Source organism: Streptomyces sp. NPDC051214, assembly GCF_040682375.1.
GTDB lineage: Bacteria > Actinomycetota > Actinomycetes > Streptomycetales > Streptomycetaceae > Streptomyces.
This window is the reverse complement of sequence record NZ_JBFBAT010000002.1, coordinates 627003-648585: the sequence shown is the minus strand read 5'-3', so window position 1 is coordinate 648585 and position 21583 is coordinate 627003. Positions and strand designations below refer to the sequence as shown.

Annotated in this window: 16 protein-coding genes and 3 tRNA genes; 8 read left to right on the top strand and 11 right to left on the bottom strand. The window is 71.7% G+C overall.

What is annotated here, in order from left to right; translation table 11 throughout:
- Entirely contained in the window at nucleotides 1-1257 is a 1257-nt protein-coding gene (locus AB0M70_RS07280) for an MFS transporter (RefSeq protein ID WP_365817240.1), read from the bottom strand.
- Nucleotides 1258-1507: 250 nt separating this feature from the next.
- Here AB0M70_RS07280 and AB0M70_RS07275 point away from each other — a divergent pair, with 250 nt between their 5' ends.
- Both AB0M70_RS07275 and AB0M70_RS07270 read left to right on the top strand, forming a co-directional pair.
- On the top strand, nucleotides 1508-2545 hold the full coding sequence (locus AB0M70_RS07275; RefSeq protein WP_363208556.1) for a rod shape-determining protein: 1038 nt from the start codon (nucleotides 1508-1510) through the stop codon (nucleotides 2543-2545).
- A gap of 69 nt (nucleotides 2546-2614) precedes the next feature.
- Nucleotides 2615-4216, top strand: coding sequence for a GAF domain-containing protein (locus tag AB0M70_RS07270; protein ID WP_365817237.1), 1602 nt, complete (start codon nucleotides 2615-2617; stop codon nucleotides 4214-4216).
- Here AB0M70_RS07270 and AB0M70_RS07265 read toward each other — a convergent pair.
- From AB0M70_RS07265 to AB0M70_RS07250, 4 genes are all read right to left on the bottom strand, one after another.
- The gene (locus AB0M70_RS07265; RefSeq protein ID WP_365817235.1) at nucleotides 4213-4452 is read right to left on the bottom strand and encodes a hypothetical protein; all 240 of its coding nucleotides are present in this window, start codon (nucleotides 4450-4452) and stop codon (nucleotides 4213-4215) included. The two genes, AB0M70_RS07270 and AB0M70_RS07265, sit on opposite strands and share 4 nt — an antisense overlap.
- Nucleotides 4453-4619: 167 nt before the next feature.
- Nucleotides 4620-4693 (bottom strand) — tRNA-Ile (locus AB0M70_RS07260).
- 176 nt (nucleotides 4694-4869) lie between these two features.
- Nucleotides 4870-4942: transfer RNA gene (locus tag AB0M70_RS07255), tRNA-Asn, on the bottom strand.
- Nucleotides 4943-4947: 5 nt separating this feature from the next.
- Nucleotides 4948-5020: transfer RNA gene (locus AB0M70_RS07250), tRNA-Asn, on the bottom strand.
- A 178-nt stretch (nucleotides 5021-5198) separates the two neighbouring features.
- Here AB0M70_RS07250 and AB0M70_RS07245 point away from each other — a divergent pair.
- From AB0M70_RS07245 to AB0M70_RS07230, 4 genes are all read left to right on the top strand, one after another.
- Nucleotides 5199-5501, top strand: a complete 303-nt coding sequence (locus tag AB0M70_RS07245) for a YtxH domain-containing protein (RefSeq protein WP_363208559.1) — start codon at nucleotides 5199-5201, stop codon at nucleotides 5499-5501.
- Between the two features lie 62 nt (nucleotides 5502-5563).
- Nucleotides 5564-7003 carry an FGGY family carbohydrate kinase gene (locus AB0M70_RS07240; RefSeq protein ID WP_365817233.1) on the top strand — a complete coding sequence of 480 codons (1440 nt, stop codon included), beginning with the start codon at nucleotides 5564-5566 and terminating at the stop codon, nucleotides 7001-7003.
- 132 nt (nucleotides 7004-7135) lie between these two features.
- Nucleotides 7136-8869 carry an ABC transporter ATP-binding protein gene (locus AB0M70_RS07235; RefSeq protein WP_365817231.1) on the top strand — a complete coding sequence of 578 codons (1734 nt, stop codon included), beginning with the start codon at nucleotides 7136-7138 and terminating at the stop codon, nucleotides 8867-8869.
- Nucleotides 8869-10794 carry an ABC transporter ATP-binding protein gene (locus tag AB0M70_RS07230; RefSeq protein WP_365817229.1) on the top strand — a complete coding sequence of 642 codons (1926 nt, stop codon included), beginning with the start codon at nucleotides 8869-8871 and terminating at the stop codon, nucleotides 10792-10794. Before AB0M70_RS07235 ends, AB0M70_RS07230 begins: the two co-directional genes overlap by 1 nt.
- Nucleotides 10795-10808: 14 nt before the next feature.
- Here the strand turns inward: AB0M70_RS07230 and AB0M70_RS07225 are convergent, their stop codons facing one another.
- The 5 genes from AB0M70_RS07225 to AB0M70_RS07205 form a co-directional block, all read right to left on the bottom strand.
- Nucleotides 10809-12131: an RNA polymerase sigma factor gene (locus AB0M70_RS07225; protein ID WP_365817227.1), complete on the bottom strand. Its 1323-nt coding sequence runs from the start codon at nucleotides 12129-12131 to the stop codon at nucleotides 10809-10811.
- Nucleotides 12132-12249: 118 nt separating this feature from the next.
- Nucleotides 12250-14154 carry a DNA primase gene (gene dnaG, locus AB0M70_RS07220; protein WP_365817225.1) on the bottom strand — a complete coding sequence of 635 codons (1905 nt, stop codon included), beginning with the start codon at nucleotides 14152-14154 and terminating at the stop codon, nucleotides 12250-12252.
- A 43-nt stretch (nucleotides 14155-14197) separates the two neighbouring features.
- A complete protein-coding gene (locus tag AB0M70_RS07215; RefSeq protein ID WP_365817222.1) occupies nucleotides 14198-15460 on the bottom strand; it encodes an FAD-dependent oxidoreductase in 1263 nt (420 codons plus the stop codon).
- Nucleotides 15461-15587: 127 nt separating this feature from the next.
- A complete protein-coding gene (locus AB0M70_RS07210; protein ID WP_365817220.1) occupies nucleotides 15588-16901 on the bottom strand; it encodes a deoxyguanosinetriphosphate triphosphohydrolase in 1314 nt (437 codons plus the stop codon).
- A 68-nt stretch (nucleotides 16902-16969) separates the two neighbouring features.
- Nucleotides 16970-17830 (bottom strand): sirohydrochlorin chelatase, encoded by an 861-nt coding sequence (locus AB0M70_RS07205; RefSeq protein WP_365817218.1) that lies wholly within the window; start codon nucleotides 17828-17830, stop codon nucleotides 16970-16972.
- 286 nt (nucleotides 17831-18116) lie between these two features.
- Between AB0M70_RS07205 and AB0M70_RS07200 the strand changes: the two genes are divergently transcribed.
- Nucleotides 18117-18809 carry an ElyC/SanA/YdcF family protein gene (locus AB0M70_RS07200; protein ID WP_365817216.1) on the top strand — a complete coding sequence of 231 codons (693 nt, stop codon included), beginning with the start codon at nucleotides 18117-18119 and terminating at the stop codon, nucleotides 18807-18809.
- 250 nt (nucleotides 18810-19059) lie between these two features.
- A complete protein-coding gene (locus AB0M70_RS07195; RefSeq protein ID WP_365817214.1) occupies nucleotides 19060-21171 on the top strand; it encodes a molybdopterin oxidoreductase family protein in 2112 nt (703 codons plus the stop codon).
- A 46-nt stretch (nucleotides 21172-21217) separates the two neighbouring features.
- Here the strand turns inward: AB0M70_RS07195 and AB0M70_RS07190 are convergent, their stop codons facing one another.
- On the bottom strand, nucleotides 21218-21514 hold the full coding sequence (locus AB0M70_RS07190) for a DUF6355 family natural product biosynthesis protein (protein ID WP_363208570.1): 297 nt from the start codon (nucleotides 21512-21514) through the stop codon (nucleotides 21218-21220).
- Between the last annotated feature and the right edge of the window lie 69 nt (nucleotides 21515-21583).

Below are 21583 nucleotides of genomic sequence, written 5' to 3'. Positions count from 1 at the left end.
CTACGCCTCCGGCGCCCTCGCGTCGTAGCGGGCGAAGCCTCGCCAGCGCAGGGCCAGCAGCCCCACGGCCACGACGCACGCGATGCCGCCTCCCACCACCGCCAACGAGGGCGACCCCAGGTCCCCCACCGACCCCGCGATGAAGTCCCCGAGCCGCGGTCCGCCCGCCACGACCACGATGAAGACGCCCTGCAGCCGGCCCCGCATCTCGTCCGGCACGGCCGCCTGGAGCATCGTGCTCCGGAACACCATCGAGATGGTGTCCGCACAGCCCGCCACCGCGAGGAAGAACAGCCCGAGCCACAGATTCCGGGTCAGGCCGAAGACGGCGATCGCCGTGCCCCACCCGGCCACCGCGAACAGGATCGCCAGACCGTGCCGCCGGATCCGCCCCAGCCAGCCGGAGAACACCGCGCCGAGCAGCGCCCCCACCGCGGGCGCCGCGACGAGCAGGCCCACCGTCTTCGCGTCGCCCCCGAACCACACCACCGCCACCGCGGGGAACAGCGCCCGCGGGTGCGCGAACACCATCGCGCACAGGTCCGAGAAGAACGTCATCCGCAGGTTCGGCCGGGTGGCGAGGAACCGCAGCCCGTCGAGCACGGACGCCCGCTTCGCGCCCGCCCCCGACCCCTCGGGCCGCATCGCCGGCAGCCGCCACATCGCGTACAGGGACGCGCTGAAGGCCACCGCGTCCACCGCGTACGCGGCCTGGTATCCCCACAGGCCGACGATGAGGCCGCCCAGCATGGGGCCGAGCATCGTGCCGCCCGTCGTCGTGATCGACGACAGCGCGTTGGCCGCGGGCAACTGCTCCGGCGGCAGGAGCCGCGGGATCATCGAGGACCGCGCCGGCGAGTTCAGCGCGCCGCAGACCGCCTGCAGCGCGACCACGGAGTACAGGAACCACACGTGGTGGAAGCCCGCGAACGCCCCCGCGGCCAGGGCGACGGAGAGCCCGCACGAGCCGAGCGACGAGTAGAGGCCGAGCTTGCGCCGGTCCACGGTGTCCGCGATGGCGCCCCCGTACAGGCCGAACACGACCAGGGGGACCAGCGAGAAGAGCCCCACCAGGCCGACCGAGAAGCTGGAGTGCGTGATGTCGTAGACCTGGAGGGAGACCGCGAGCGCGGTCATCGCCTGGCCGATCCAGGAGATCGTGTTGCCGGCCCAGAGACGGCGGTAGTCGACGGACGTACGCAAAGGCGTCAGATCGGCGAGTATCCGCCTTTTCTCGACGGGCCCCTGGGGCTCCACTGGTAGCGGGGACAGCGGGGGGCCGTCGGCAGCTCCGGGTATGCGGGAGCCGTCGGCTTCGTCTTCTTCCGGGGGCGTATGCGTCACACGGGATGCTAACTGCGCCGCCCGCGACGCGATCAAGACCACCCGTGCGGCGGCACCCCACCCGGCTCAGCCCAACGCGCGCGCCGCCCGCGGCCACCGCACGATGCGAGATGGGACCGTCGTCCGACGGTCCGTACGGTCTGCGCTCTCGGGAGGATCTGCCATGACCGTCAGTCTGGAGCAGTTGCGCCGCTGCCACATCGCCGTCGACCTGGGTGCCGCGAGGACCCGGGTGTTCGTGAAGGGCGCCGGTCTCGTCGTCGACGAACCCAGTGCCGCCGCCGTGAACACACGGACGGGCGCGCTCATCGCGGTCGGCCAGTTCGCCGAGCAGATGACGGGACGTACGCCGGGCTACATCCGCGTCGTGCGGCCGGTCTCCGGCGGCACCGTCGTCGACATCGAGATGGCCCAGCGCATGCTGCGCCACCTCCTGGGCGAGAAGCTCCGCCGCACCCTGCGCCGCAAGCCCCGGCTGCGCGCCGCCGCCTGCACGCCGCACGACGCTGACCCGCTGGCCCAGCGCGCCGCCGTCGAGACGATGGTGGGGCTCGGGGCGCGCAGGGTCGAGCTGGTGGACACGCTCATCGCGGCCGCGGTCGGCTGCGGGCTGCCCGTCGAGCAGCCGGAGGCGACGATGATCCTGGTGTGCGGTGCCGCGACGACGCAGGTCGCGGTGCTGTCCCTCGGATCGATCGTGACGGCCCAGCGGATTCCGGTCGGCGGCGAGGCCATCGACAACGCGATCGTCCAGCACCTGCGCCACCACCACGAGCTGATGCTCCCCAGCCAGTCGGTACGTCCGCTCCAGCTGGCCCTGCGCGGCAACGGCCTCACCCAGCAGGGTCCCGAGTCGACCGAGATCCACGGCCGTGACGTCGCCACGGGCCTGGCCCGCTCGGTGCACGTGGACACCGCCGCCGTCCGCGAGGCGATCCACACGCCGCTCACCGCCGTGCTCGACGGCATCGGCAAGGTGCTGCGGGACTGCCCGCCCGACCTGGTCGCCGACCTGGCCGACCGCGGGATCATGATGGTCGGCGGCAGCGCGCTGCTCCCGGGCCTCGACCAGATGCTGCGGGACGCGACGGGGATGCCGGTGCAGATCGCCGAACGCCCGGACGTGTGCGCGGTGCTCGGGCTCGGGGCGATGCTGGAGGGCAAGATCCAGCCGCTGGTCCTCAACCCGCTCTCCGGCTGACCGGGCTCGGCGCGGGCACCTGATGGTCATGTTGACCGGCCCGGTGGCGAAGGCGTGGGTCGCCGCGCGATGAACGGCGACGACCTGCCCCTCTCCCTGGTGCCTCTCCTGGACGCGGTCCTCGGCGTGGGCTCGGACCTCGAACTGCACACCACGCTCCAGCACATCGTGGAGAGCGCGACCGAGCTGACCAGCGCGCGGTACGGCGCGCTGGGTGTCATCGACCCCGGGCCCGGCAAGCTGACGGACCTGTTCACGGCGGGCCTGACCGCGGCCGAGCGGGAGCGCATCGGCCCCCTGCCCGACGGCCACTCGGGCCTCCTGGGCACCCTGATCCGCGAGCCGAAGCCGCTCATCCTGGACGACCTGACGGCGGACCCCCGCTCGTGCGGCGTACCGCCCGAGCACCCGGAGATGCACAGCTTCCTGGGCGTCCCGGTGCACGTCCACGACGAGGCGTTCGGCAATCTCTACCTCACCGAGAAGCGCGAGGGCCGCTTCACCGAGGCCGACCTGCAACTGCTCCGCGTCCTGGCGAGCCAGGCGGGCATCGCGATCGGCAACGCCCGCCTGTACGAGGCGGCCAGGCAGCGCGAGCGGTGGATCGACGGCGCCGCCGCGGTCACCACGGCCCTGCTCACCGGCGAACCGGCGGCCGACGCGCTCCTGACGGTCGCCGAGCAGGCCCGCATCCTGGCGAGCGCGTCGGCGGGGGTGATCCTGCAGCCCACGGACCAGGGCGGCATGCGGATCGTCGCGGCGGCGACGGAGGAAGAGGACGGCGTCACGCCCCCGAGCGACGCGGGCGCCCACCCGAGCGCCCTCCAGAACGACCTCATCGGCACGACCATCGAGCCCGGCAGCGCGGTCCTGGAACAACTCCTCGGGGGCGAGCCGGTGTTCGTCGAGGACTCCGCGACCGACCCCCGGATGACCACGCACGTACGGACCAACTTCGGGCCCAGCATGATGCTGCCGCTGCAGGCGGGCGGACGGCTCATCGGGACGCTCGCGCTGCCCCGCCGCAGGGGTGAGCGCGCGTACACCTCCGTGGAGCGTCTGCTCGCCACCCAGTTCGCCTCACAAGCCGCGCTGGCCCTCGTGCTGGCCGACGCCCAGCAGAGCAGGCAGCGCCTCGCGGTGTTCGAGGACCGCGACCGCATCGCCCGCGACCTGCACGACCTCGTCGTCCAGCGGCTCTTCGCGACGGGCATGATGCTGGAGTCGACCCGGCGCAGGGACACGTCGCCGCAGGTGGAGTCCACCCTCGACCAGGCCGTGGACGAGCTGGAGTCCACCATCCAGGAGGTCCGCACGGCGATCTTCGCGCTCCAGCAGCCACCGGCCGACGCCCCGACCACGTTCCGCGGCAAGGTGCTCCGCGAGACGGCGGGCGCGGCGGCGGTGGTCGGCGTCCAGCCCTCGGTGCACTTCACCGGAGCCGTCGACGCCCGCGTCACGGAGCCGACGGCGGGCCACCTCCTGGCAGCCCTGCGCCGCGCCCTCGCCGCCGCGTCCCGCCGCCCCGACGTCACCCGCATCGAGGTGGCGGTGGATGCGAGGGCGACTCTGCCGGACGGCCGGACGGGCGTACGCCTGACGGTCTACGACGACGGCACGACGGACGGTGTCGGATCGGGCACGACAGCCACCTGGCAGGCACCTCTCTAGGCGGAGGCCGCTTCGTAGTGGTGGGCCCGCCCTCCGCGCCACTTCACCCACTCGGGATCGTCCAGGAAGTCCTCGGCGTCCGGCAGCCCGGCGAGGCGCAGGAACTCGACCACGTCCGCGTCACAGTGCGCGAGGCCGAGGATCTCCCCCCGGACCGTCACCCGGCGGCCTCCGGTGCCCGACGGCGGATGCACGGCGACCGGCGCGGCCGCCGCGGATCCGGCGTGCGCGTTCAACGGCGCTTCCGCGATTGCAGGTACCAGGCTGCGGCCAGACCGATGACGACCAGGACGATCAATATCTTCATGAGGCCCTGCTGCCCCGAATCCCTGGTCTGAAGCCAGGACGGGGAGGTTTGCGCTGCTGACGCAGGTGGAATCGTTCCTGCGCCCCAGCGCTTCGGTGGGGCGGGTGGGACTCGAACCCACGGCCGACGGATTATGAGTCCGCTGCTCTAACCGGCTGAGCTACCGCCCCTAACGGCGCGTCGCGCACATTTGTGCGCGCCGTCTGCCGCAGCATAGCCGCTCATACGATCTCCTGCTTCGGATGGTCGGCTTCGCTCGACCATGAGGACCGCAGGGCTGCCCCGATGGTTCCACCAGGCACGAAAAAGGACCCTTGAGGGCAATCCCAAGGGTCCTTCTCACAAGCTCTCCCGACTGGACTCGAACCAGTAACCTGCCGGTTAACAGCCGGCTGCTCTGCCAATTGAGCTACAGGAGACCGAGCTCCCCCGACTGGACTCGAACCAGTAACCTGCCGGTTAACAGCCGGCTGCTCTGCCAATTGAGCTACAGGGGATCGTCTCGTTGCATCGAACGCAGCTACCTGGGAACTCTCCAGGCGGCGGGCGGTCGCTGCGACACATACATTAGCGCAAGCAGGGGGGTGCTCCGCCAATCGGTATCCCCACCGCCCACACAGGGCAGCAGATGAGCGAACAGACGATCGATGCCGAGGCAAGGGAAGGGTGGCAGCCATGCGCTACCGGCTCACATTCGTCGCGGGACTGGCTCTCGGGTACGTGCTCGGTACCCGTGCAGGCCGCGAGCGCTACGAGAAGCTGAGGAAGTCCGCCCGCGAGTTCGCGCAGAACCCGGCGGTGCGCAACACCGTGGAGTCCGCGACGCAGCAGGGCCGCGACGTGGCGGGCAAGGCCTTCCACACCGTGTCCGAGAAGGTCGGGGACCGGGTCCCGGACTCGGTGGCCGACCGCGTGCGGTCGCTGCGCGAGCGCGGGCAGGGCAGCGGTGAGGACGACTGGGGCACCAGCAACACGTGACGGGGGCGGTCCCCGGGAGCTGAGGTACGGGTCACGTCGCGCGGTGCGGCAGAATTCCAGGCATGGGGATAGTCGCAGGGTTGGACAGTTCGCCCGATTTCACGCGCATCGTGGTCTGTGACGCGGACACGGGCGCCGTACTCAAGCAGGGCTATGCCCCGCATCCGACGGAGGGCCCCGATGGCGCGGGCCGTCCGTCGGACGTGGATCCGCAGGCGTGGCTGCTCTCGCTCGGCGAGGCGGCGGGCGGCGGGCTGCTCGAAGGCGTACAGGCCATCGGCGTCTCCGCGCAGCAGAACGCGGTCGTCCCCCTGGACCAGCACGGCAACACCGTGCGGCCCGCGCTGGTCGGCAACGACCGGCGGGCGCAGGTCGCGGCCGCCGATCTGATCGACGGGCTCGGCAGCCGCGAGGCCTGGGCGCAGGCCGTCGGATGCGTGCCGCAGGCGGCGCACCCCGTGACGAAGCTGCGCTGGCTGGCGAAGAACGAACCGGAGGCGGCGCGGCGCGTCGCCTCTCTCATGCAGGCGCACGACTGGCTGGTGTGGCAGCTCCTCGGGCGGCCCGCGCGGCGCACGAGCGACCGGGGCGGGGCCTCCGGCACCGGCTACTGGTCGGCGGCGACGGGCACGTACCGCCCCGATCTCGTGGAACTGGCGCTCGGCCACCAGGCGATGCTGCCGGAGGTGATCGGCCCCGCCGAGCCGGCGGGGACGACGCCCGAGGGGCTGCTGATCTCGGCGGGTACCGGCGAGACGATGGCGGCGGCGTTCGGGCTCGGGGTCCAGCAGGGCGACGCGGTCGTCTCGCTGGGTGCTTCGGGGTCCGTCATGGCCGTGCACCACGAGGCCCTGGTCGACGCGAGCGGGACGATCACCTCGCTCGCGGACGCCACCGGCATGCATCTGCCCGTGGTGCACACGCTGAACGCCGTGCGGGTGCTGCGCGGCGCGGCCGAGATGCTGGGGGTGCCTGATCTGGAGGGGCTCTCGGAGCTGGCCATGAAGTCGACGCCGGGTGCGCACGGGCTCGTGCTTCTGCCGTACCTGGAGGGCGAGAAGACGCCGAACCTGCCGCACGCCGCGGGCACCCTGACCGGGCTGCGGCGCGAGTCGATGCGGCCGGAGCATCTGGCGCGGGCGGCCTTCGAGGGCATGCTGTGCGGGCTCGGGGACGCCCTTGACGTACTGCGGTCGCGGGGCGTGGAGGTGCGCCGGGTCTTCCTGCTCGGCGCGGCGGCCGAGCTGCCCGCGGTGCAGGCGGCGGCGCCGATGCTGTTCGGCACGCAGGTCGTGGTGCCGCAGCCCGCGGACTACGCGGCGATCGGTGCGGCGCGGCAGGCGGCCTGGGCGCTGAACGGCCAACTGCCGTACTGGCAGGGCGCGGCCGCGCAGATATTCGAGCCGGGCGAGGAACTGGCCGTGGGCCAGGCGGTGCGCCAGCAGTACCGAACGGTGCGGGAGCAGGCTCATCCTGGGGCGCTCGCGGCGAGCGGCTCCTGAGGAGCGCACCTAGTTCTTGACCCGGACAAACTTTTTACCGGGTCATGACTTAATCGGTTGCACGCCCCCGGGTGCGGTACCGGAGGATAGGGGCGCCCGCTGCAGATCCCGCCCACGCCTCTCGAAGAGACCATGCTCATACGACTCCTGCGGGCCCACCTCAGCCCGTACAAGAAGCCCATCGCCCTGCTGGTGCTGCTGCAGTTCCTGCAGACGTGCGCCTCGCTCTACCTGCCCACGCTCAACGCCGACATCATCGACGAGGGTGTCGTGAAGGGCGACACGGGCTACATCCTGTCGTTCGGCGGCATCATGATCGCCGTCACCGTCGCCCAGGTGGTCTGCAACGTGGGCGCCGTCTACTACGGCGCCCGCACCGCGTCCGCGCTCGGCCGCGACGTCCGGGCCGCCGTCTTCGACCGCGTGCAGTCGTTCTCCGCACGGGAGTTGGGGCAGTTCGGCGCGCCGTCGCTGATCACCAGGACCACGAACGACGTCCAGCAGGTGCAGATGCTGGTCCTGATGTCGTTCACGCTGATGGTGTCGGCGCCGATCATGTGCGTCGGCGGCATCGTCATGGCGCTCGGCCTCGACGTACCGCTCTCAGGCATCCTCGTCGCCGTCGTGCCCGTCCTCGCGGTCTGCGTCAGCCTGATCGTGAAGCGCCTTCGCCCGCTCTTCCGCACGATGCAGGAGCGCCTGGACACGGTGAACCGCGTGCTGCGCGAGCAGATCACCGGCAACCGCGTCATCCGCGCCTTCGTCCGCGACGCGTACGAGAAGGACCGCTTCCGGAAGGCCAACGCCGAGCTGACCGACGTGTCGCTCGGCACCGGCAAGCTGCTCGCCCTGATGTTCCCGATCGTCATGACCGTCGTGAACATCTCGTCGATCGCCGTGGTGTGGTTCGGCGCGCACCGCATCGACAGCGGAGGCATGCAGATCGGGGCGCTCACCGCGTTCCTCGCGTATCTGATGCAGATCGTGATGTCCGTGATGATGGCCACCTTCATGTTCATGATGGTGCCGCGCGCCGAGGTCTGCGCCGAGCGCATCGAGGAGGTCCTGGACACCGAGAGCAGCGTGGTGCCCCCGGCCTCCCCCGTGACGGAGCTGCGGCGCCACGGCCACCTGGAGATCCGCGACGCGGGCTTCCGCTACCCCGGTGCCGAGGAGCCCGTCCTGAAGGCCGTCGGCCTGGTCGCCCGGCCCGGTGAGACGACCGCCGTGATCGGGTCGACCGGCAGCGGCAAGTCGACGCTGCTCAGCCTGGTGCCGCGGCTCATCGACGCCACCGAGGGCGAGGTCCTGGTGGACGGCGTGCCCGTACACACCATCGAGCCCGCGCTGCTCGCGCGGACCGTGGGCCTCGTGCCGCAGAAGCCGTACCTCTTCGCCGGCACGGTCGCCACCAACCTCCGTTACGGAAACCCCGACGCGACCGACGAGGAGCTCTGGCACGCGCTCGAAGTGGCCCAGGCCAAGGGCTTCGTCGAGAGCCTCGAGGAAGGTCTGGGCGCGCCCATCTCGCAGGGCGGCACGAACGTCTCCGGCGGTCAGCGCCAGCGCCTGGCGATCGCGAGGACACTCGTACAGCGCCCCGAGATCTATCTCTTCGACGACTCCTTCTCAGCCCTGGACTACGCCACGGACGCCGCCCTGCGGGCCGCGCTCGGCCGCGAGACCGCCGAGGCGACCGTCGTGATCGTCGCCCAGCGCGTGGCGACGATCAGGGACGCCGACCGCATCATCGTCCTGGACGAGGGCCGGGTCGTGGGGACGGGACGCCATCAGGAGCTGATGGAGAGCAACGAGACCTACCGGGAGATCGTGCTCTCCCAGCTGACGGAAGCGGAGGCCGCGTGATGGCCGGTCCGGGCGGACGGATGATGATGACGGGACCGGACGCCCGGTCCATCGACTTCAAGGGGTCCGGCAGACGGCTCCTCGCGCAGTTCAAGCCAGAGCGCACCACGATGTACGGGATGATCGCCGCCGGCGTGCTCAGCGTGGCGCTCACCGTGCTCGGCCCGAAGATCCTCGGCAAGGCGACCGACCTGCTCTTCGCGGGCATCGTCGGCCGTGACATGCCCGACGGGATCACCAAGGAGCAGGCCATCGAGGGCCTGCGCGACAAGGGCGACGGCGGAATGGCCGACATGCTCTCCGGGGTCGACTTCACGCCGGGACAGGGCATCGACTTCGACGCCGTGGGCGAGGTGCTGCTCCTCGCCCTGGTGACGTTCCTGATCGCCGGTCTGCTCATGATGATCTCGACACGGCTCTCGAACCGCGCCATCAACAAGACCGTCTTCCGGATGCGCGGCGACGTACAGGAGAAGCTGTCGCGGCTTCCGCTGTCGTACTTCGACAAGCGGCAGCGCGGTGAGGTGCTCAGCCGGGCGACGAACGACCTCGACAACATCGGCCAGACCCTCCAGCAGACCATGGGCCAGCTGGTGAACTCGCTGCTCACCATCGTCGGCGTCCTGGTGATGATGTTCTACGTCTCGCCGCTGCTCGCCCTGGTGGCACTGGTCACCGTGCCGCTGTCGTTCTTCGTGGCGACGAAGGTCGGCAAGCGGTCGCAGCCGCAGTTCGTGCAGCAGTGGAAGTCCACCGGCAAGCTCAACGCGCACATCGAGGAGATGTACACCGGGCACACCCTGGTGAAGGTCTTCGGGCGCCAGGAGGAGTCGGCGAAGGCGTTCGCCGAGCAGAACGACGCGCTGTACGAGGCCGGTTTCAAGGCGCAGTTCAACAGCGGGGCCATGCAGCCGCTGATGTTCTTCATGTCGAACCTCAACTACGTGCTCGTGGCCGTGGTGGGCGGCCTCAGGGTCGCGTCCGGCGCCCTGTCCATCGGTGACGTGCAGGCCTTCATCCAGTACTCGCGGCAGTTCTCGATGCCGCTCACACAGGTCGCCTCGATGGCGAACCTGGTGCAGTCCGGTGTCGCCTCCGCCGAACGGGTCTTCGAACTGCTCGACGCCGAGGAGCAGGACGCCGACCCGGTGCCCGGGATGCGTCCCGACCAGCCGCGCGGCCGGGTCGAGATGGAGCAGGTGTCCTTCCGCTACGAGAAGGACAAGCCGCTCATCGAGGACCTGTCCCTGAAGGTGGAGCCCGGCCACACGGTGGCCATCGTCGGCCCGACCGGCGCGGGCAAGACCACGCTGGTCAATCTCCTCATGCGGTTCTACGAGGTCACCGGCGGGCGCATCACGCTCGACGGCGTCGACATAGCGGAGATGTCACGCGACGAACTGCGGTCCGGCATCGGCATGGTGCTCCAGGACACCTGGCTGTTCGGCGGCACCATCGCGGAGAACATCGCGTACGGAGCGGCCAAGGACGTCACGCGTGAGGAGATCGAGGAGGCGGCGCGGGCGGCCCACGCCGACCGCTTCTGCCGCACCCTGCCCGACGGCTACGACACGGTCATCGACGATGAGGGCACGGGGGTGAGCGCGGGCGAGAAGCAGCTCATCACGATCGCGCGGGCGTTCCTCTCCGACCCGGTGATCCTGGTCCTCGACGAGGCGACCAGCTCGGTCGACACCCGTACGGAGGTGCTCATCCAGAAGGCGATGGCGCGGCTCGCCCACGGGCGGACCTCGTTCGTCATCGCGCACCGTCTCTCCACGATCCGCGACGCGGACACCATCCTGGTGATGGAGAACGGGTCGATCGTGGAGCAGGGCACGCATGACGACCTGCTGGCCGCCGAGGGCGCGTACGCGCGTCTGTACGCGGCTCAGTTCGCGCAGGCGGTGGCCGAGGTCGACTAGCTCCTGCACGGGGGCTAGTCCAGATAGCCCCTGAGCTGGTCCGCGAAGGCGTGGTCCCGCAGCTTGTTGAGGGTCTTGGACTCGATCTGGCGGATGCGTTCGCGTGTCACGCCGAAGATGCGTCCTATCTCCTCCAGGGTGCGGGGCCTGCCGTCGGCGAGGCCGTAGCGCAGCTGGACCACCTTGCGTTCGCGCTCGCCGAGCGTGGACAGGACCGCCTCCAGGTGCTCGCGCAGCAGGAGGAAGGCCGCCGACTCGACGGGGCTCGTCGCGTCGCCGTCCTCGATGAGGTCGCCGAGCGCGACGTCGTCCTCCTCGCCCACGGGCGCGTGCAGCGACACCGGCTCCTGGGCCAGGCGAAGGACCTCGCTGACCCGCTCGTGCGGCAGGTCGAGGTGCGCGGCGACCTCTTCGGGCGTCGGTTCGTAGCCCCGCTCCTGGAGCATGCGGCGCTGGACGCGGACGACGCGGTTGATGAGCTCCACGACGTGCACGGGGACGCGGATGGTGCGGGCCTGGTCGGCGAGGGCCCGCGACATCGCCTGACGGATCCACCAGGTCGCGTACGTGGAGAACTTGTAGCCGCGGGCGTAGTCGAACTTCTCGACCGCCCTGATCAGGCCCAGGTTTCCCTCCTGGACGAGGTCGAGCATGGTCAGTCCGCGCCCGACGTACCGCTTGGCGACGGAGACGACCAGGCGGAGGTTGGCCTCGATCAGGCGGCGCTTGGCCATCCGCCCTGCGACCACCAACTTGTCCAGGTCAAGAGCGAGTTGCGAGTCCAGGTCGGTGGCGAGGCGCAGCTTCTCCTCGGCGAACAGGCCGGCCTCGACGCCGCGCGCCAGTTCCACTTCCTCCGCCGCGGTGAGCAGGGGGATGCGGCCGATCTCGCGCAGATACTGGCGGAACAGGTCGGATGAGGGGCCGCCGGTGTCGGCGCGGCTGCGGGGCGCGGGCGGCAGGGGCAGCTCGCCGCTGTCCGGTTCGAGTGCCTCCGGGGCGTCCGGGGGCTCGGGGGCCGCCTGGACCCCGGGGCTTTCGTGACCCGCCTCCGGGTGCCGTGCGGGGCGGCCCTGCTGCGGCACGGCCGCGATGACGTCCGTATCCGCCGCTGCCTCCGCTTCCGCGGCAACGGCGGTCTCGCTCTGGCTGAGGGTCTGGGTCTGCACGGGGGCGACCTCCATGATGATCGCTGCTGAGGCGTGCGGCAGCGGTACAGCGGGATCGGCTTCCACGGCCTCGCCGCTGTCCGTCCCGAACACGATGTGTGGAATCGCGGGTGTACCGGTTCCGCATCCGCTGTCTGCGGGCCGGCCGCGCTCCGAGGACTCAGGCACCGCACCCCAGTGTGGGGTACGACACACGGCCGCCACGAGGGGCGTGCGGTGACTTTTTGAGTCCGGTGCGTGACCGATCGGTTACCCGACGGGTAACCAATCAGCCGTCGGACGAACCTCAGAGTGCGTCGGCGCCGCGTTCGCGGAGGGCCTGGGCGTACTGCTGGAGGATCCACAACTCGTTCTGGACCGCGGCCAGTTGTGCGGGGTCGCCCTGGGCGCTCAGGCGGGTCAGGCTGCCCTGGACGTCACGGATACGGCGGTCCACGGCGCGCAGCCTGACCTGGACGAGCTGCATGCCCGCGTAGATCTCGTCCACCTGCTTGCGCAGGATCGCCTCGACGGCCAGTTCGGTGACCATGGCGCGGACCGTGTCGTCCGGCGCGGCGTCCAGGACACGGGCGAGGTAGGTCTGCGGTTCGGGGATGCCCGCCTCGGCGCCGCCCGCTTCCTCGACGCACCGGCGCACCGCCGCGTACGGCGGCGCGGTGAACTCGTCCACGCCGTACGCGTCGAAGGCCGGGGAGACCAGTTCCGGGCGCTGCAGGGCCAGCTTGAGCAGCTCGCGCTCGGTGCGGTGGGCGGGGCTGCGCAGGGTGAGCGCGGGGCCGGAGGGCCCTGCGGGCACAGACGGCGCGTACTGCTGGCCACGGGGTGGGCCTTGCTGCGGGGCCGGGCCCCTGCCACCCCGGTCGCGGGCCCAACGCGCGAGCTGGGCCACGCGCTTGACCACGAACTGGGTGTCCAGGATGCCGAGCATCCCGGCGAGCTGGACGGCCACCTCGTGCTGCGCGCCGCTGTTCTTGATGCGGGCCACGACCGGCGCCGCCTCGTCCAGGGCGGCGGCGCGGCCCGCCGGGGTCTCCAGGTCGTAGCGGGCGACGATCTGGCGCAGCGCGAACTCGAAGAGCGGCGTGCGGGGTTCCACGAGGTCGGCGACCGCCGAGTCCCCCTTGGCGAGGCGCAGCTCGCAGGGGTCCATGCCCTCGGGCGCGATGGCGATGTACGTCTCGGCGGCGAACTTCTGGTCGTCCTCGAAGGCGCGCAGGGCGGCCTTCTGGCCTGCCGCGTCACCGTCGAAGGTGAAGATCACCCGCGCCGAGCCGTTGTCCATCAGGAGGCGGCGCAGGATCTTGATGTGGTCGCCGCCGAAGGCGGTGCCGCAGGTCGCGATGGCCGTGGTGACACCGGCGAGGTGACAGGCCATGACGTCCGTGTACCCCTCGACGACGACCGCGCGGGAGGTCTTGGCGATCTCCTTCTTGGCCAGGTCGACCCCGTAGAGCACCTGGCCCTTCTTGTAGATCGGCGTCTCGGGGGTGTTGAGGTACTTGGGGCCGTTGTCGTCGTCGCGCAGCTTGCGCGCGCCGAAGCCGACGACCTCGCCGCTGATGTCGCGGATCGGCCACATCAGGCGGCCGCGGAAGCGGTCGATGGGGCCGCGGCGGCCCTCCTGGGAGATGCCGGAGAGGACCAGCTCCTTGTCGGTGAAGCCCTTGCCGCGCAGGAACCGGGTGAGGTGGTCCCAGCCCGCGGGGCTGTAGCCGACACCGAAGTGCGCCGCCGCTGCCTGGTCGAAGCCGCGCTCGGCCAGGAACTTCCGGCCGATCTCGGCCTCGGGGCTCTCCAGCTGGTCCACGTAGAACTGAGCGGCGATCTTGTGGGCCTCGACCAGACGGATGCGCTCGCCGCGCTGGCTCGTGGGGTTGTACCCACCCTCCTCGTACCGCAGGGTGATGCCCGCCTGGGCGGCGAGGCGCTCGACCGTCTCCGAGAAGGTGAGGTGGTCGATCTTCATCACGAAGGCGATCGTGTCGCCGCCTTCCTGGCAGCCGAAGCAGTGGAAGAGACCCTTGCTGGGGCTGACCTGGAAGGACGGTGACTTCTCGTCGTGGAAGGGGCACAGGCCCTTGAGGTTGCCTCCGCCCGCGTTCCGCAGCTGGAGGTAGTCGGAGACCACGGCGTCGATCGGGACCGCGTCCCGAACCGCCTTCACGTCCTCGTCATTGATCCTGCCTGCCACGTAGGAATACTACGGCCCTGCTGTGACACTCCCGCCCGGCCCGTCACCCGAGCAGCGACTCCAGGGGGACGGACGGGTCGGAGAGGGCCTCGGCGGGCGGCCGCGCGCCCGCGCGGATCAGCCTCTGGATCGGGTCCGTGACGTCCCACACATTCACGTTCATCCCGGCAAGGACCCGGCCCTCGCTCAGCCAGAAGGCGACGAACTCCCGCTTCCCCGCGTCGCCTCGGACCACGACCTGGTCGTACGTACCCGGCGGCGCCCACCCCGAGTACTCCAGGCCCACGTCGTACTGGTCCGAGAAGAAGTAGGGCACGCGGTCGTACGTCACGTCCTGGCCGAGCATCGCGCGGGCCGCGGCCGGACCGCCGTTCAGGGCGTTCGCCCAGTGCTCCACGCGCAGCCTGGTGTCGAAGAGCGGATGCTGGACGGCGGCCACGTCGCCCGCCGCGAAGATGTCCGGGTCCGAGGTCCGCAGCGAGGCGTCGACCACGACACCGCCGCCGTGCGTGCGGTCGGCGATCTCCAGGCCCGCAGCCTCGGCGAGCCCGGTGCGCGGGGCCGCGCCGATCGCGGCGAGCACGTCGTGTGCCGGGTGCTCCTCGCCGTCGTCCGTGCGGGCCGCCAGGACCAGGCCGTCCTCCCCCGCGATCTCGGTGAGCGTGGCGCCGAAGTGGAAGCGCACCCCGTGCTCGGCGTGCAGGTCGGTGAACATCTGGCCGATCTCCGGGCCGAGGACCGCGTGCAGCGGGGTGGCCTGCGGCTCGACGACGGTGACCTCCGCGCCGTACGTCCGCGCGGCGGCGGCGACCTCGAGGCCGATCCAGCCGGCTCCGGCGATCACCAGGTGGCCGTTGTCCCGGCCGAGACCGGAAAGGACCTGGCGCAGCCGGTCGGCGTGCGCGAGGCGGCGCAGGTGGTGCACGCCGACCAGGCCGGTGCCGGGGACGTCGAGGCGGCGCGGCTCCGCTCCCGTGGCGAGCAGCAGCTTGTCGTAGTGGATGACGTCGCGGTCACCGAGGCGGACGGCCTTGGCCTCGCGGTCGATGGAGACGACGGTCTGGCCGAGATGCAGCTCCACGTCCGACTGCGCGTACCAGGAGGGTTCGTGGACGAAGACGCTGTCGCGCTCCTCCTTGCCCAGGAGGTATCCCTTCGACAGGGGCGGGCGCTCGTACGGGTGGTCGCGTTCGTCGCCGATGAGGATCACCCGGCCGGTGAAGCCCTCCGACCGGAGCGTCTCGGCCGCTTTCGCGCCCGCGAGTCCTCCTCCGACAATGACGAACGTCTGATCCGCGTCGACCACTTGATGCCTCCTCAAAGCCTTGCCGTCAGGGGAGCGTCCCGCACGGAGCGTGATGCGGGAAGGGGTTGCGGCCCGATCCGGCCAGTTTTCGTCACGCCCCGTGGTCGATCGGCTCATTCCGCATATGTCAGCTCTGTCTCGCCGTGAGCCGCGCGTGCAGGGAACGCGCGGCGGCGTCCGTGAGGGACGCGATCTGGTCGACGACCACGCGCAGGGCCGCGCGGTCGTCGGGCGCCGTGTCGTACAGCGCGCGGAACTGCGGGTCGAGACCTTCGGGGGCCCGTGCCGTGAGCGCCTCGGCCAGCTCGGCGACGACGATCCGCTGATCCGCGCGCAGCCGCTCCTGGGCGGGGCGCTGCATCACATACCGGTCGGCGACGGCCTTGAGGACCGCGCACTCGTGGCGGGCCTCGCGCGGGACGACCAGTTCGGCCGCGTACCGCGTGAGGGGGCCCTTGCCGTACCGCAGGCGGGTGGCGGTCTCGGCGGCGAGGCAGAAGTGGCCGATGAGCTGGCTGGTGGCGTCCTTCAGGCGGCCCTGGGCGATCGCCGAGCCGTCGTACCCATGCGGCCACCACTCCTGGTCCAGGAGGCGGTCGAGGGCCTCGGAGAGCTCTTCGGGGTCGGTGTCCGCGGGCACATAGCGGCCGATGGCGACGGCGAAGATGTCCCGGCGCTCGGGCTCGGCGTGCAGGAGGTTCGGGTCGAGGTGCCCGGCGTGCAGGCCGTCCTCGATGTCGTGCACCGAGTACGCCACGTCGTCCGACCAGTCCATGACCTGGGCCTCGAAGCAGGTGCGGCGCCCTGGGGCCTCCTTGCGGACCCAGTCGAAGACCGGCCGGTCGTCCTCGTAGACCCCGAACTTGGGCGAGTCCGGGTCGGTGGGGTGGGCGCCGCGCGGCCAGGGGTACTTGGTGGCGGCGTCCAGGGCGGCCCGGGTGAGGTTGAGCCCCACGCCGACCAGTTCGTCCGTCTCCTCGCTTCTCACGAAGCGCTTCGGCTCGATGCGGGTGAGCAGGCGCAGGGACTGGGCGTTGCCCTCGAAGCCGCCGCAGCTCTCGGCGACCTCGTTCAACGCCTGCTCGCCGTTGTGGCCGAACGGCGGGTGGCCCATGTCGTGCGAGAGGCAGGCGGTCTCCACCAGGTCCGGGTCGCAGCCGAGGGCGGCGCCGAGCTCGCGGCCGACCTGGGCGCACTCCAGGGAGTGCGTCAGGCGGGTGCGGGCACTGGCGTCCCACGCCTCGTTGCTGCGCGTGCCGGGGGTGACCACCTGGGTCTTCCCGGCGAGGCGGCGCAGCGCGGAGGAGTGCAGGACGCGCGCGCGGTCCCGTTGGAAGGCGGTGCGCCCCGGCCTCTTGTCGGGCTCGGTGGCCCATCGCTCGACGGCGGCCTTGTCATAGGCCGCCTCTTCGTCGTACCCGTTCGGTGCAGTGCCTTCCATGCACCGACAGTAAACGCAAGGAGTGACAAAGAGGGCTTCAGGGCACCTCGGTGGCCGACAGGCGACGGTCAGGCGGAGGTCAGCTGACGGGGCGGCAGGTGCGTGGCGGAGGTGGCGGGAGTGGCGGGCGTGGTCGCGCGGGCCTTGTCGTAGCGGTGCAGGAGGAGCTGGGCCATCGCCGGGTGGTCGCCAAGCGGGGCCGACGCGATCCAGGGGGCGGCGTCGGCGCACTGCGTGGCGAAGCGGCCGGGCGCGGTGAAGTACGAGGCCACGGCGGTGCGGTGGCGGCCACGTGCGGCGAGGGCGCGCACCGCGGCGGCCACGCTGAGCGGGGCGGCCGCGGTCGGCGTGGCGTACGCGGGAATCACCGGTACGCCGAGCCGCTGGGCGAGGAGCTCCGCCGTGCGCCGGGTGTCCGTGGCGGAGTCGGGGTCGCGGGAGCCGGCCGCGGCGAGGACCACGCCGCCGGTGCGCCGGGCGGCCCGGCCGCGCTCGGCAGGCCAGCCCGCCTCGACGAGCCGGTCGTGCAGCGCGTCGACCAGCAGAGAATGCGGGCCGAGCGCGGCGGCGAGGCGCGTGTCGAGGTGCGGGGCCAGGGCCGCGGCCTCGGGGATGTCGTGCTTGACGTGGTAGCCGCGGCTGAGCAGCAGCGGCACGAGGACGGCGGAGCCGTCGGACTCGGCGAGGGTGTCGCCGAGCAGGGGTTCGTTCAGCTCGATGTGGCCGAGGCGCACGGTGAGGCCGGGCCGCAGCTCACGGACCCGTGCCAGGAGCGCCGTGACGGTGGCGAGGGCGCGGGGGTCACGGCTGCCGTGGGCAACCACGACGAGGTCGGGCGCCGATGCGGGGCGCCGCGGGGCGGGGCGGCGCCTGCCGTCGAGCGAGACGAGGGCGAGCTGGCTGCCGAGCTGGCTGGTGATCCGGTTCATGAGGTGCGCCGTACTTTCGAGAGGGGTGCTGCCGGGCTCGTCGCGACATGGATTCCACGGCGTCATGGACCGAGGATGACCGCGGGGCGTTTCGGTCGCGTTGCGTGCCGGTGACGGGTCCTTTCGGCCTGGCTCACCGTCGGCGGCGCAACGTTGTCAGTGCGGTCGCTTACCGTTGGGGGCAGTGATCGGATCGGGGGGATCCGGCCGGGGGCACGGGGGAACGGGGAACGGGATGAAGCGTCCTGGGTGGGTGAGGCGTCCGGGGTGGACGCGGTCGCCGTGGATGCGACTGCCGCGGGTGCGGGTGCCACGGGTGCGGGTGCCGCGGACGCGGCAGGGGCAGCGGCGGGCCGTGCAGACCTTCATGGCCCTCTGCGTGGTGGCTCTGCTGCCCGCGACCTGGCTGTTCGTGACGGCGGAGGGACGGTTGCACACGACCGCCGACGTGCCGCGCACGCGGGTCGCGGTGGTCTTCGGCGCCGGCCTGTGGAAGGGCGAGCCCTCGCCGTATCTCGCGCACCGTCTCGACGCGGCGGCGGAGTTGTACGAGGCGGGGCGGATAGAGGTCGTCCTGGTCACCGGCGACAACAGCCGCGAGGAGTACGACGAGCCGGACGCCATGCGCGCCTATCTGACCGAGCACGGGGTGCCGGGGCGGCGGATCGTCAGTGATTACGCGGGCTTCGACACCTGGGACTCGTGCGTGCGCGCCAAGAAGGTGTTCGGCGTGGACCGGGCGGTGCTGATCAGCCAGGGCTTCCACATACGCAGGGCCGTCGCGCTGTGCCGCGCGGCGGGCGTCTCGTCGTACGGGGTCGGGGTCGACGCCAAACACGACGCGACCTGGTACTACGGCGGCGCGAGGGAGCTGTTCGCGGCCGGCAAGGCGGCGGTGGACTCGGCGTTTCGACCGGATCCGCGGTTCCTCGGGCCCCGGGAGCCGGGCGTGGACCGGGCCCTGGCCGCGGCTCGCTAGCGCTGGCCTTTGGCGGGGAGCGGGGGTGCGTCTGCCTTGTTCCGGTCGTCCCCCGGGTGCGGGTCGTGGTCCGTCCTCGCGCAGTTCCCCGCGCCCCTGAAGGGGCACGACCGTCCTCGCGCCGTTCCCCGCGCCCCCAAAACGGGCGCGGCGGCTCACAGTGGGGGGCCGAGCTTGCTGAGGTTGGGTTACCGCGTGTGTAACCCGATGGCGTCGGGGGGTGTAACAAGCGCGGCGGAAGCTGGGTCGTATGCACACCAAGGCGACGCCCACCCACTGTCCGTACTGCGCGCTGCAATGCGGGATGGGCCTGACCACCGGGCCCGGCGGCACGGAGGTCGTGGAGCGTCCCGAGTTCCCCGTGAACGGGGGCGCGCTGTGCGGCAAGGGCCGCACGGCGCCCGCTGTGCTCTCCTCCCGGGTGCGCCTGACCGAGCCACTCATCCGATCCCACGCCACGGGCCGGCTCGAACCGGCCACCTGGGAGGAGGCCGTCGCCCGCGTCGCCGAGGGCCTTTCCCGCACGGGTACGGAACATGGCGCGGACGCGTGCGGAGTGTTCGGCGGCGGGGGTCTGACCAACGAGAAGGCGTACGCCCTGGGGAAGTTCGCGCGGGTGGCGCTCGGCACGTCGCAGATCGACTACAACGGCCGGTTCTGCATGTCGTCGGCGGCAGCGGCGGGGCAGCGGGCCTTCGGGCTCGACCGCGGTCTGCCGTTCCCCCTGGAGGACATCCCGCGCACCGGCTGCGTGATCCTCGTCGGGTCGAACCTCGCCGAGACGATGCCGCCCGCGCTGCGCTATCTGACGGAGCTGAAGGAGAACGGCGGCAAGCTGATCGTCGTCGACCCGCGCAGGACCCGCACCGCCGAGCAGGCCGACCTGCATCTGGCGCCGCGCCCCGGCACCGACCTCGCCCTCGCGCTCGGCCTGCTGCATCTGGTGGTGGCCGAGGGCCGGACGGACGAGGCGTTCATCGAGGAGCGGACGACCGGCTGGGAGGACGCGCGGGCGGCGGCGATGGCGCACTGGCCGGAGTACGTGGAGCGGATCAGCGGCATCCCCGTGCCCCGACTGCGGGACGCGGCAGCGATGTTCTGCGGCGCCGAGACCGCGATGGTGCTCACCGCGCGCGGACCCGAGCAGCAGTCCAAGGGGACGGACACGGTGGGCGCGTGGATCAACCTCTGCCTGGCGACCGGCAACGCGGGCCGCCCGCTCGCCGGGTACGGCTGCCTGACCGGGCAGGGCAACGGCCAGGGCGGTCGGGAACACGGTCAGAAGGCCGACCAGTTGCCCGGCTACCGCAAGCTGACGGACCCGGCGGCGCGGGCGCATGTGGCGGGGGTGTGGGGCGTCGACCCGGACTCGCTCCCGGGTCCCGGCCGGTCCGCGTACGAGCTGCTCGACGCGCTCGGCGGGGACATCAGGGCACTGCTCCTGATGGGCTCCAACCCGGTCGTCTCGGCGCCGCGCGCCGCGCATGTGGAGGAGCGCCTGCGGTCGCTCGACTTCCTGGCCGTGGCCGACGTGGTGCTCTCCGAGACGGCCCAACTGGCCGATGTCGTGCTGCCGGTGACGCAGTGGGCCGAGGAGACGGGCACGGTGACGAACCTGGAGGGGCGGGTGCTGCTGCGCCGCAAGGCGGTGAGCGCTCCCGACGGCGTACGCAGCGACCTGGACGTGCTGCACGGTCTCGCCGCGCACCTGGGCCACGAGAAGGGTTTCCCGACGGACCCGGAGGAGGTCTTCGAGGAGCTGCGCCGGGCGAGCGCGGGTGGCGTGGCGGACTACTCGGGGATCTCGTACGCACGCCTGAAGGAGGGCAACGGGGAGGGGGTGTTCTGGCCCTGCCCCGCGGTCGAGGCCCCCGAGACGGCGCAGGCCGAACACCCCGGCACCCCGCGCCTGTTCCTCGACGGGTTCGCCACCGTGGACGGGCGGGCGCGGTTCGTGCCGGTGGCCCATCGCGGCGCCGCCGAGGAGCCGGACGCGGAGTATCCCGTGCTCCTGACCACCGGGCGGGTCCTCGCGCAGTATCAGTCGGGGGCCCAGACGCGCCGCGTCGACGAGCTCAACTCCGCCGCCCCCGGGCCCTTCGTGGAGCTGCATCCGCGGCTCGCCGCGCGCCTCGAGGTCGAGGAGGGCGAGCCGCTGACCGTCGTCTCGCGGCGGGGGCGGGCCGTGGCCCCGGCGCGGATCACCACCGCGATCCGCTCCGACACGGTCTTCATGCCGTTCCACTGGCCGGGCGAGGGCCGGGCCAACTCCCTGACCAATCCGGCGCTCGACCCGGTCTCGCGGATGCCGGAGTTCAAGGTGTGCGCGGTGCGGCTCGAACGGGCCGGGGGCCGGGCATGACAGCGGGCCGGGGGAAACCGCCCGGCCCGCGGTCAGAGGGTGAGGGTCAGCAGGTGCGTCCCACGTAGTGCGCGCCCTGGATCTTGCTCGCCGAACCGAGCCAGAGCTTGCCCGGACCCACACAGCGCTCGTAGTCGGGGGCCATGGCCACCTCCACCTTGATGACGACGTGCGAGCCGTCGCCCGTGCAGTGGTTGTAGAACGCGTCGCTGCCCGTCTCGTAGAACCCGCAGGGGTTCATGACGGCGGCCGGGGCGTGAGCGGACGCGGCGGCCGCCACGGGGAGGCCGAGGGTGAGGGCTACGGCGCCGACGAGGGCCGGCAGCGAACGGCGAAGGCTCATGGGGCAACTCCTGCTGAGGACGTGGTGCTCACGCACCGACTCGCGCACCGACTGGTGCACACGGAGAGT